This window comes from Aquiflexum sp. (assembly GCF_977115555.1).
Map to the genome: position 1 here is coordinate 1 of NZ_CDSBKL010000113.1, position 11,065 is coordinate 11,065.

Annotated in this window: 13 protein-coding genes; 6 read left to right on the plus strand and 7 right to left on the minus strand. The window is 37.8% G+C overall.

The features are described 5' to 3' along the window. Positions 1-373: tol-pal system YbgF family protein (locus ACZFYI_RS08880; protein ID WP_462523766.1), on the minus strand; the 373-nt coding region annotated here is incomplete at its 3' end. Positions 374-388: 15 nt separating this feature from the next. Beyond that, positions 389-1,411, minus strand: a complete 1,023-nt coding sequence (gene holA / locus ACZFYI_RS08885; protein WP_462523767.1) for a DNA polymerase III subunit delta — start codon at positions 1,409-1,411, stop codon at positions 389-391. Between the two features lie 127 nt (positions 1,412-1,538). Here holA and ACZFYI_RS08890 point away from each other — a divergent pair, with 127 nt between their 5' ends. Then, entirely contained in the window at positions 1,539-2,243 is a 705-nt protein-coding gene (locus ACZFYI_RS08890; protein WP_462523768.1) for a tetratricopeptide repeat protein, read from the plus strand. Positions 2,244-2,248: 5 nt separating this feature from the next. Here the strand turns inward: ACZFYI_RS08890 and ACZFYI_RS08895 are convergent, their stop codons facing one another. Together ACZFYI_RS08895 and ACZFYI_RS08900 are read right to left on the minus strand one after the other, a co-directional pair. Further along, the gene (locus ACZFYI_RS08895; RefSeq protein WP_462523769.1) at positions 2,249-3,091 is read right to left on the minus strand and encodes a universal stress protein; all 843 of its coding nucleotides are present in this window, start codon (positions 3,089-3,091) and stop codon (positions 2,249-2,251) included. 12 nt (positions 3,092-3,103) lie between these two features. Then, on the minus strand, positions 3,104-4,024 hold the full coding sequence (locus ACZFYI_RS08900) for a 2-hydroxyacid dehydrogenase (RefSeq protein WP_462523770.1): 921 nt from the start codon (positions 4,022-4,024) through the stop codon (positions 3,104-3,106). Positions 4,025-4,229: 205 nt separating this feature from the next. Between ACZFYI_RS08900 and ACZFYI_RS08905 the strand changes: the two genes are divergently transcribed. The 4 genes from ACZFYI_RS08905 to serA all read left to right on the plus strand — a co-directional run bounded on the left by ACZFYI_RS08905 (position 4,230) and on the right by serA (position 8,229). Then, entirely contained in the window at positions 4,230-5,081 is an 852-nt protein-coding gene (locus tag ACZFYI_RS08905) for a DUF2911 domain-containing protein (protein WP_462523771.1), read from the plus strand. Positions 5,082-5,090: 9 nt separating this feature from the next. Continuing rightward, positions 5,091-5,714, plus strand: coding sequence for a CatA-like O-acetyltransferase (locus ACZFYI_RS08910; protein ID WP_462523772.1), 624 nt, complete (start codon positions 5,091-5,093; stop codon positions 5,712-5,714). Next, positions 5,711-6,202 carry an NUDIX hydrolase gene (locus ACZFYI_RS08915; RefSeq protein WP_462523773.1) on the plus strand — a complete coding sequence of 164 codons (492 nt, stop codon included), beginning with the start codon at positions 5,711-5,713 and terminating at the stop codon, positions 6,200-6,202. Before ACZFYI_RS08910 ends, ACZFYI_RS08915 begins: the two co-directional genes overlap by 4 nt. A gap of 134 nt (positions 6,203-6,336) precedes the next feature. Further along, positions 6,337-8,229, plus strand: a complete 1,893-nt coding sequence (gene serA / locus ACZFYI_RS08920; RefSeq protein WP_462523774.1) for a phosphoglycerate dehydrogenase — start codon at positions 6,337-6,339, stop codon at positions 8,227-8,229. A gap of 238 nt (positions 8,230-8,467) precedes the next feature. Here the strand turns inward: serA and ACZFYI_RS08925 are convergent, their stop codons facing one another. From ACZFYI_RS08925 to ACZFYI_RS08935, 3 genes are all read right to left on the minus strand, one after another. Next, positions 8,468-8,923 carry an RES family NAD+ phosphorylase gene (locus ACZFYI_RS08925; protein WP_462523775.1) on the minus strand — a complete coding sequence of 152 codons (456 nt, stop codon included), beginning with the start codon at positions 8,921-8,923 and terminating at the stop codon, positions 8,468-8,470. A gap of 6 nt (positions 8,924-8,929) precedes the next feature. Then, a complete protein-coding gene (locus ACZFYI_RS08930; RefSeq protein ID WP_462523776.1) occupies positions 8,930-9,391 on the minus strand; it encodes an antitoxin Xre/MbcA/ParS toxin-binding domain-containing protein in 462 nt (153 codons plus the stop codon). 158 nt (positions 9,392-9,549) lie between these two features. After that, a complete protein-coding gene (locus ACZFYI_RS08935) occupies positions 9,550-10,770 on the minus strand; it encodes a hypothetical protein (RefSeq protein ID WP_462523777.1) in 1,221 nt (406 codons plus the stop codon). 14 nt (positions 10,771-10,784) lie between these two features. Here ACZFYI_RS08935 and ACZFYI_RS08940 point away from each other — a divergent pair. After that, on the plus strand, positions 10,785-11,065 hold a 281-nt coding region (locus ACZFYI_RS08940; protein WP_462523778.1), incomplete at its 3' end, for a DUF6702 family protein.

Genomic DNA, 11,065 nt, shown 5'->3' on the forward strand with positions numbered 1-11,065 from the left:
TGAAAGCCGGTATGGCTTCCCGGTAGTTTTTCCTATCAAAATAAAAACTACCCAAGATAAATCCAGCTTCATTCTTAATAGGATGGTTGGGATAAGTCCTGATAAAGTTATTGACAAGATCAGCGGCGCCGGGGTTCTCAATTTTAAGAGCGGATATGGCATGAAAAAAATCCGCCAAAACCTGTTGGTTATCTTCTAAATCGGACTCTTTGAGTTCTTCATATTCAAACCTTGAAGCACTGAAAAGGTGTTTGTTGAATAATTCAAAATCATCATCCAATTTAACCTGACTTCCTGATTGGTATAATCCTGTCTGCGCACTGATATTATGGGTTGTCCACAATATTAAAAACAATATTAAGCTTTTCCTCATGGGTGAATAATGCCTTTAATGCATGATTTTAAATACTAATTCCCTAAGAATCTCCTTGTCCTCCATCCCGCTTGTATCGACTCCTTTAGAACGTAAATCCGCTTCTTTAATGTATGCGAAGCAATCAATAACCTTGCCTAAGCGATAATTATTCGCTGCAATCCTGTATTCTTTTAGAAAATATGGGTTTACGCCCGTGATTCTTGCAAGCTCTGCATCAGACATTTGTTTGTTGAAATGGACCAAGGCGACTTTGCTAAAAAAACTATAAACCAAAGCTATTATTGGTATGGCTGGATGACTTTTGGGGTTTTGGGAGAAATAGTGGATGATTTTATTGGCCTTCACAATATCCTTAACACCCATTGCTTTGGTCAGTTCAAAATTATTGTATTCTTTATTGATACCGACAAACTTCTGTATATGGTCTTTGGTGATTTTTGTCTCACCTTGAAAATTCAGAAACATCTTACCCAATTCATTTGCAACGACTTCAAGGTTGTTGCCAATACTTTCAGCCAAAAAAATTGCAGTTGGGTTATCGATATTATGCCCTTTACTTTTAACATAAGCTTCGATCCAACCAGGCAACAAATTGTCTTTGATTTTCTCTGATTTGACAAAAACAACGCTTCTATCCAATTCCTTGGCCAATGCCTTTCTGCCATCTAGACTTTTATACTTGTGGGCAAATACCAAAATAGTGCTAGGCAAAGGGTTCTTAACATAGTTGATCAACATCTGATCGATTTCTTCCTTTCCAAGTTGTGGGATATTCTGTGCTTCTTTCACAATGACCACCTGTCTGTCAGCCATCATGGGAAATCTCCGCGCATTGTTCAGGATATCAGGTATAGTGACATCTTTTCCATACATCACTACTTGGTTGAAGCCTTTGTCATGCGGCTGCAAGGCATTTGCCTCGATAAAATCAGATATTTGGTCAATAAAAAACGACTCCTCTCCCTGCAAAAAATAGATAGGTGCGTATTTGCCGGCCTTGAGGTCTTTTAATACATCTTCTGCTTTGTTGGCCATGGTTTGAGTTTTCGATTCAAATATATAAAGAAATCATTTTAGGGAAAGAATACCTTTACCCTACTAGGGTAATTTTAAACTTTATAACCCATAATTTTGTATTTACTTCAAAATACCTGTAAAAGACGTGGAAGAATTTCAAATAAGCATTTCCCAATTCAAAGAAGGGAAATTCCAAGAGGCATTGGCCCAGATTAATTTTTGTATCAAAAAAGACAGTGAAAATCCTGAATTCTATTTTTTTAGGGCGAGGGTCCTTTCCCGTTTGGGGAACTTTGATTCGGCATTGTTGGATTTCAATAGATTACTAGAAATAGAACCCTATAATCCAAGCTACATCAATGACAGGGCTGTGGTACTTCATTTGATGAAAAATGATGAAGATGCAATGGCAGAATTTGATAGAGCCATCAATCTTGATCCAAAAAATCCTTACAGGTATGCAAGCAGGGCATATTTTAGAGACCGTATCGGGGATTTGAAGGGTGCGATTGAAGATTACGAAAAAGCAATTGAGCTCGATCCTGAAGATGCGGTGGCTTACAATAATAAGGGATTGGTTGAGGAAAAACTTGGCTATCAACAAAGGGCAAAATCAAGCTTTTCGAAGGCCGATGACTTGATAGGATACAAGCCGAATGAAAAACCCGAACCCAAACCTGTTCAAAAAAAGGAAGTTGAAAATTTCTTTGATAATAATTCTGACGGTGATCTCAATAAACTGACTTTCGGAAATTACTTCAGTATGGTCAAAAATATTTTAACCAATCAGAAAATCCGAAATGAATTTGTGGTGTTTTTGAAATCCAAGTTCAGCAATAATTCCAAATAACAACCTTACACTTTTTTGATTACAAAAAGTGGCTTATTGATAAAATAAGACATCTTTCTAGAAAGGTTGTTAGAAAAAATCTGTTCAAACCAAGTTTTCTTTTTGCTTAAAGTAATCAATATATCACCTTTTGCGGTGATCAGGTAATTTTCCAAACCAAGGCCAGGTTCGTCCCTATACGATTTAAGGACAAAGTTAACTTTGTCGTATTTGATGAAAGGCTTGATCTCTTGTACCATGGTCAGATGAAGGGATTTGTCAATATTTTTCATTTTGGTACTTACATGAACGATATCAATCTCACTTTCCCAGAATCTTGCCAAGTCTACTACTTTCTGAACTGCAAGTTTATCTTCTTCCAAGTAATCAGTGGCATACACCAGCTTTTTTGGAGATTTGAAGAAAACTTTTCTAGGAATTACCATCACGTCTCTTTCTGATTTTTCTACCAACCTACTTGCCCGGGTTCCTATGTAATTTTGTTTAAAATCATTGACCCCCTCCGTTCCCATGATGATCAGGTCAGCGTTTTTTGTATCTGCATATTCCAAAATTGTATTGACCGTTTTTCCTTCAATAAATTCGCTCTGGCATGATTTCAAGCCTTTTGGGATACTTTCCTGACTGACGATTTCTACCAGATTATCCAATTTCTTTTGGATAAAACTATATTGATCACCTGAATGAAACTCACCCGAAGCTAGTTTTTGGTAATCCTCTTTATCAGGAACGTGAAATAAAAATAAATCCGCATTGTACATTTCTCCCAATTTGGCAGCATATTCTATGGCATTTAGTGAACATTCGGAGAAGTCTGTCGGGCAAACAATTTTAAAAGTGGTGTCCATTTTGTTGACTGGTTAATATCCTAAAATTGGGTTTATCTGATTCATCAATGGGGTATTGCTTTTTAATCTTTTATAATTTTCGATAATCTGTGGTATAGCAGAACCTGGATTGGTTACGCTCGCGATGTGAGGTGTAAGTGTGATTTCCTCAACATTCCAAAAAGGATGGTCCACCGGCAAAGGTTCTTTTCTATAAACATCCAAAAATGCACCTGACACATGGCCTTCATCTATTGCCGTCAATAAATCTTCCTCTACCAAGTGATTGCCTCTTGCCACATTGATTATGTAAGTTCCTTTATTACATTTTCGGAAAAAATCCAGATTGAGGATATTTTCTGTTTTAGGAGTCAAAGGAAGCATACAAATAATAAGGTTTACTTTACTCAAGAATTGGGTTAATTCATCCCCATAGAAATAAGGAAAATCAATATTTGACTTTGGGCTATTACCAAAACCAAAGACTGAAAATCCTAAAATTTTCAGCTTTTCGATAACATCGCTTCCCAATGCCCCTACTCCCATCACTCCTACATTGACCTTAAGTTCAGGATTACTCATATCCCAAATTTTCTTTCTTTGATTGGATTGATATCTGTAAAGCTGTCGATGGAAATTTAAAACAGCCATGACCACATAATTGGTCATTGGAATTGTAAGCCCAGGGTCTACTATCCTAGTGATAGGTAAAGAACGAGGAATTTCAGGGTCACTCAATATATGGTCCACACCTGCACCCATCGAGCATATCAACTTCAGGTTGGGAAATTCTTTTAGAATACCTTTAGGATGTTGCCATAAAATGACGAGCTCGACAGAATCTTTGTCCCTGATATCCGGAAAAACTTGAATATCAATATCAGGATCTGCCTCATTAAAAGTTTTTATCCAAAAACTAACATCCCTTCCAGGTGAAATAATGGCTATACTCATTGGTTTTTTTAAAATTAAAATTTAATCCCAAGTTGCCTTTCAATTTGATTAATTAAAAAAACAATTCATTAAGCGGTAGCAATAGACCAAATTTTTCAAAATTTAAGATGTTACCTTTTACAAAAGGCCTAAAATTCTACAAATTGAATAAATTATTATCTTTGCGATTGTCAAATCTAATTGAACTAAGTTAACATACAAACAAATGAAAACCAAATCTATTTTATTGCTAATTATCTTATTTGCATCCATATCCACATTGACTATGGGCCAGCAAATTCAAATGCCACAAGCTAGTCCATCGGCTACTATAAGCCAAAAAATTGGACTTACAGATGTCAATATTGAATACAGCCGTCCTAGTACAAAAGGAAGAAAAATATTCGGAGAATTAGTGCCATATGGTGAAGTATGGAGAACTGGTGCTAATGCAGCAACAATCATCAATTTTAGTAATGAAGTAAAAATCGAAGGAAATATTATTCCTGCAGGATCCTATGCCCTTTATTCCATTCCCGGCAAAACTGAATGGACAATTATCCTTTCTAAAAACACCAAATTGTGGGGTGCAGTTGGGTATGAAGCAAATGATGACCTTGTAAGGTTCAAAGTAAAGCCAGGCAAAACAGGTCAAAAGTATGAAACCATGGAAATCAATTTTGTGGATATGACTGATACAGGAGCGACCATTTCAATGAAGTGGGAAACAACCATGGTGAAATTCCGGATAGAAACAGAAGTGGACAGTATAGTAATGGCAGAAATAAAGGCTTTGGTGATCGATAAAGAAGCAGAGAATCCGGGATTGCTTTACCAAGCAGCTAATTACTATTTCACCAACAATAAGGATATGAATCAAGCCTATGACTGGATCACAAAATCTGTCAAGGAGGACCCAAAATACTGGACCATGCACCTCAAAGCAAAAATTGAACTGGCATTGGGTAAGAAAAAGGAAGCAATAGAAAGTGCCACAAAATCCATGGAAATGGCCAAAGAGGCCAAAAACCCTGATTATGTGGGTCTAAATGAAAGGTTGATTAAATCCATCAAATAAAAATTAAGAATGTATAGGATTCTTGATATTGAAAAGTGGTCCCGAAAAGACCACTTTTTGTTTTTCAGCAAATTTGAGGAACCGTTTTTTGGGGTGACAGTTAGGCTGGATTGCACTAAAGCATATAATTCATCCAAATCAAAGGGCAGCTCATTTTTCCTCTATTATCTCCATGCCTCTTTAGTAGCAGCAAATCATATAGAAGCGTTTAGGTATAGAATAAAGGATGGCCAGGTCTTTCTCTTTGATAAAATCAATGCATCTCCAACCATCAACAGGGAAAATGGGACATTTGGCTTTTCCTACATGGATTACTTTGAAGATTTTAAGGAATTTGAAAAATATGCCAAAATTGAAATAGAAAAAGTTAGAAACAGCACAGGGCTTGATCCTGCAGGTTCGGGTGAAAATGTGATCCATTTCTCTTCCATTCCTTGGATTGACTTTTATTCATTGTCACACGCCAGAAGTTTTTCTTTTCCAGATTCTTGTCCAAAGATCTCATTTGGAAAAGTTACAGAATCAGAAGGAATCAAAACCATGCCTGTTTCCATCCATGTTCACCATGCCCTCATGGACGGACATGATGTAGGTCTATTTATTGAAGCATTTCAAAAACAACTCGATAGATGAGTACCGTACCTCTCGGAATAAAAAAAGCAGCAACAATATGTGTGCTCAAAAACGGAGACAGCTTTTTGCTCCTGAAACGTCTAAAGGAACCCAATAAAGACCTTTACACCCCAATAGGTGGTAAAATAGATCCATTCGAAACTCCACTAGCCGGGGCAATCAGGGAAACAAAGGAAGAAACAGGGATCTTGATCGAAACTATGGATTTTTGTGGCATCCTTACTGAAACCTCCCCTATCAACTATAATTGGATCAGCTATGTATACTTGGCTGAAATCGACAAAATACCACCTCCGGATTGCAACGAGGGAACATTGGAATGGATTCATTTCAGTAAAACTTTGTATATACCCACCCCAAAGACAGATTGGTATATTTACAAATTCCTTTTGGACAAAGAGAAATTCGTACTTGACGCAGAATATGACGAAAATCTTGAAATCAAATGGCTGATCAATGAATTGACAGGAGAACGGTTGATTGGTTGAATGCATTTTCTCCCTTTTCAATCGATTTCATGATTAAGTGCCAAAAATCACAAAAGTATTTTGTTCAATAAAAGGGATTACTTTTTAATAATATGCTAATTTTGAGCTTAGATCATAAAAAATCCACAGCAATAATGCCCAACAGCAAGAAATTTATCATTGATTTTGACAGTACTTTTACTCAAGTCGAAGCATTGGATGTTTTGGGAGAAATAAGCCTAAAAAATGATCCAAAGAGAGCTGAAAAAATTCAGGCAATCAAGGACATCACTGACCTTGGAATGGAAGGAAGCTTAAATTTCCGGGAAAGTCTGGAAAGAAGGTTGGATATTCTCGAAGCTTCCAAACCACAGATTTCGGAATTGATCTCTGAACTCAAAACCAAAGTCTCCAAATCATTTCAGCGGAACAAAGAATTTTTTGAGGAAAACGCTGACAACATCATCATCATTTCAAACGGCTTCAAGGATTTTATCACGCCGATTGTCGGTGAGTATGGAATCAAAGCCGAAAATGTTTTTGCAAACGAATTCATTTATGATGAGTCAGGCAAAATCATTGACTTTAACAGGGAAAACGTACTTTCCAAAAACGGTGGCAAATCCAAAACCATCAGAACCTTGAATCTTGAGGGAGACATTTATGTCATTGGAGATGGCTATACAGATTATGAAATCAAAGAATCAGGACTAGCCAATAAATTCTATGCCTTTACAGAAAATGTGGAAAGGCCAAAAGTAACTTCCAAAGCAGACCACATCGCCCCTAGTTTAGATGAAATCCTTTACATCAATAAAATGAATAAGAAATTTTCCTACCCAAAAAGCCGAATCAATGTCCTCCTTCTTGAAAACGTCCATCCTATCGGTGTGGAATTGATGAAACATGAAGGCTATAATGTAGAAGTAATCAGCTCTGCCTTAAGTGAGGATGAACTTGCAGAAAAAATCAAAAACGTCAGCATCCTAGGCATCCGCTCCAAAACCAATGTGACTAAGAAAGTTTTGGAAAATGCAAACAGATTGATTTCAATAGGGGCTTTTTGTATCGGTACCAATCAGATAGACCTCGAAACATGTACCGAAAAAGGAATTGCGGTATTCAACGCACCTTTCAGCAATACACGTTCTGTGGTGGAAATGGCCATTGCTGAAATCATATTCCTGATGCGTGGATTCCATGACAAAAGCCACGGAATGCACAAGGGAATCTGGGACAAATCTGCTTCAGGAAGTTTTGAAATCAGAGGTAAAAAATTAGGGATTGTAGGATATGGCAATATCGGTGCGCAGCTTTCTGTCTTGGCGGAAAACATGGGTATGGACGTATATTACTATGACGTAATTGAAAAATTGGCGCTCGGAAATGCCACCAAAATAGATTCTTTGGATGAATTGCTCAAAACCTGTGATGTGATTTCCCTACATGTCGATGGCCGAAAAGACAACAAATGCCTGATTGACAGATCAAAGATTGATCTCATGAAAAAGGGTTCTTACCTCGTGAACCTAAGCCGAGGCCACGTAGTAGATATCCCGGCCTTGAAAGCTGCTTTGGAATCAGGACATATTGCAGGTACCGCAGTGGATGTGTTCCCTCATGAACCCAAAAACAACGACGAACCATTTGCTTCTGAATTAATCGGAATGAAAAACACCATCCTCACGCCACATATCGGAGGATCCACCTTAGAAGCCCAACAGAATATAGCAAGGTTTGTTCCCGGCAAAATCATGGAATATATCAACACCGGTAATACTTACAATTCCGTTAATTTTCCAAATATCCAATTGCCATTCTTGAGGGATGCTCACAGGTTGATCCACGTACACCAAAATGAACCGGGAGTTTTGGCTAAAATCAATCAAATCCTTGCCAGCTATAACATCAACATTGTGGGCCAATACCTCAAGACCAATGAAAAAATCGGTTATGTAATTTCTGATATCAATAAGGCATATTCTCCTGAAATGATTGAAGCTATGAAAGAAATTCCCGGCACAATTAGATTTAGGGTTTTGTATTGATAAATCATTTACCTGAATGACGCAAACCTAGTTTTAAGGCCTTCGCATTCTCTATAATCACAGATAATCTAATGACTTTTGGCACAAAGATAATTTTGTTCCTGATTCTACTCCACCTGATCATAGGGTTTGGTTTTATAATCAAACTGATGCTGCCGGGTAAAAAAACTGATGAAAAGAAGAAATGAAACGCTTCTTTTGAAAGGTTCAAGATCAAATCTTGGGCCTTTTTTCTTTTTTAACGGATAATCCGTAGATCTAAATTTAGAGGATAAACCCGAAAAGAAACTGAAGGAAAATCTTGTGATAATGGATTGATCACAAAGTTGAGTGAAGTTTTATCGACAATAGAAGGCACACCAAAACAAAGGATTCCACTTTGAAGTAATTGAGTTCCATAATCCTGAGAAACTCTCAAAGGTGGTATCGCATCCCAACCTTCCGGTAACTCATCTATGTTCGGGACAAATACACTTTTGTCAGGAACATCAAACTCCATGACCGAATACAACACATACCTTTCTGAAGAAAATAATTCGGAATCAATGGTAAGTCTTTCCAACAAGGAAGAAGAAATGGATGCGCTCCCATATAAAGCCGGAAAACCTTGGAAATTCCATCTACCGCCATACAATTTGGCACCTTCCCCACTGACATCGCAATATTGATTCAACGCAATACGGTAAACTTTCATCTATCCTCAAATAGCAATACCGTGCTGCAGGCGCATAATCTCGGTCTTTAGAATATCAAGGCCTTCAAAAACATCAAGAAGATCAAGCGGAATCCGATTACCAATGGTAAAAAGTGGCCTCTCCATCCAACGCCTAAAACCCTCACTGCCAAAATAATTGGTACCCAAAGCATATAACTCTGCCAATTCATACATCTTTTCAGATTGAACGACATCAAAAACATCTTTTCTCTGAAGTGTCTTGGCGGATACAGCCAAAGCTGCCGCCAAAGTATTATTATCAAGACCCGATATTTCTTTCAATCCCTCAAAGGATCTCTTTTTTAGGCCTTTACGGAAAGTATCCACCCTTTGGAATGGCTCATCCAATCTTCCATATTCCACATTCAAAATGTCATGGGCAGACAATCGGGACTTTTTGTAATAGGCTACAGCTGGCTCATTTACAATTGAGGGTTTCTTTTCCATACCAATATCACGTAATTTGTCCTCTAAGATAACGTAATTTGTCCGGTAAATTTATATATATGGAATCTTTTTTTTATTTCCTATACGAATCAATTATTTTGATATAATGACGACAATGGCCAAATGTGTATATAAAAAAGGATTAAATAAAGTTACTCTTATTTACTAGTACTGCGTCTCGATCGTCGCTGGTTGTCGCCATTCTCTGACAATGATGTCCAACACCCTTTGCACAATCGATGCAAGCTGCAATCATTGCAATAATACACTGCTTCCTTTTTTGAGAGGTCAACCATAGTGCAACATTTGGAGCACTGTTTTTTGTCATCTTCTGACATCCAGCTCTTGTTTTTTGTATGGACTGAGTAGGATGAATCTGAGGTATGTTGACATGAACCATAATTATGACCGCCACTTCCAAACTTCATACAATCGGTGCATATCCTGTGGTGCAAACTGCAATCTTTGCATTCAAAAAAAGTACCAGAAAAACAATCGAAGCAACCATGACATTTTTCCTTTTTTGCGGAAATACTTATCATATGGTATGATGCCTCATCAAATTGAAGCTTCGCATCGTCATCTTGGTTGGTCAACCTCCTTGCTGGTGACTTCCTAGGGGATCTTCGAGGCTCTGCCTGTGGAGGTTGTTGACTTTGTTGAATTGGCTGTTGTTGTACTTCTGCTGGCTGTTGTGGCTGGGGCTGTTCTTGTTCCACAATCGGTTGCTGTATTTCCAAAAGTGGCTGACGACGCTGGCTCTGAGGGAAAACCTTCTCTTGAAAATCGTCCTCTTCCCCACTATCATCACTATCATCCCAGCCAACATGCAATCCTGTCAATCCTTGTGGTGATCCTGGTGGTGTGGTTAGATCCATTGTGGCAACTGCCACTTCCAAATCTGCCCCGTCGTCATTTTCCCTTGCCCACTGACATGGAGTGGTAATTGACGAAATGGAATCACGATTTTCCATTCTGGCCACAGCAACTGGTGCTGGAACCAAGTCTACCTGCACCTGAATTCCTGTCTTCCTCTGCACACACCGGATAAAATCCAAAAATTCTTCCTTGGAAATGTTTCCATTGCATTGGTCGTGGATCAGGAAATTGGCTGCACTCTCAATTCTTGTCGCCTTGGAGGCTCTTGTCTCAGAACCGTCGTCGCCTTCACTATCTGTCACTCCCCGTTTTCGAGTGCCATCAGTACCATCAGTGGTCATTTGAACCACTGGTATCTTGTAGAGCATCCACAGTGTTTTTTTTGTCCCAAGCATTTCTGTTTGGATGCAGTTTGCAACTTCCTTGTTTTTCACAGCTTGTGAAAAAGATGATCCGGAAATACCAAATGAAGAAGAACTTGTTACAATTTTTTTTGCCAATCATTATGATTGTGATGTTGAGCTCATTTGCTTGGCATAAGTTTTATGTTTCGGTAACCCAAATAGATTATGTGCAAAATAAAAATAGAGTAGAAATTACTTCTCGCATTTTTATTGGCGATTTTAATAAAGTCCTGGAAAAAAAATACAATAAGAAAATTTACTTAGCTTCAAATAGAGAAATTCCAGAAGCAAGAGATTTAGTAAAGAAATATCTTTTAGAAAAAATAAAAATCACAATTAATAACAAAGCGTGTGAAACGCAATTTTTAACCACTGAAATTGATAATGATGT

What these genes read in the sequence shown, in the direction of transcription:
- holA (WP_462523767.1), bottom strand. Translation starts at nt 1,411, where the DNA reads ATGGCCAACAAAGCAGAAGATGTATTAAAAGACCTCAAGGCCGGCAAA.
- ACZFYI_RS08895 (WP_462523769.1), bottom strand. Translation starts at nt 3,091, where the DNA reads ATGGACACCACTTTTAAAATTGTTTGCCCGACAGACTTCTCCGAATGT.
- ACZFYI_RS08900 (WP_462523770.1), bottom strand. Translation starts at nt 4,024, where the DNA reads ATGAGTATAGCCATTATTTCACCTGGAAGGGATGTTAGTTTTTGGATA.
- ACZFYI_RS08905 (WP_462523771.1), top strand. Translation starts at nt 4,230, where the DNA reads ATGAAAACCAAATCTATTTTATTGCTAATTATCTTATTTGCATCCATA.
- ACZFYI_RS08910 (WP_462523772.1), top strand. Translation starts at nt 5,091, where the DNA reads ATGTATAGGATTCTTGATATTGAAAAGTGGTCCCGAAAAGACCACTTT.
- ACZFYI_RS08915 (WP_462523773.1), top strand. Translation starts at nt 5,711, where the DNA reads ATGAGTACCGTACCTCTCGGAATAAAAAAAGCAGCAACAATATGTGTG.
- serA (WP_462523774.1), top strand. Translation starts at nt 6,337, where the DNA reads ATGCCCAACAGCAAGAAATTTATCATTGATTTTGACAGTACTTTTACT.
- ACZFYI_RS08925 (WP_462523775.1), bottom strand. Translation starts at nt 8,923, where the DNA reads ATGAAAGTTTACCGTATTGCGTTGAATCAATATTGCGATGTCAGTGGG.
- ACZFYI_RS08930 (WP_462523776.1), bottom strand. Translation starts at nt 9,391, where the DNA reads ATGGAAAAGAAACCCTCAATTGTAAATGAGCCAGCTGTAGCCTATTAC.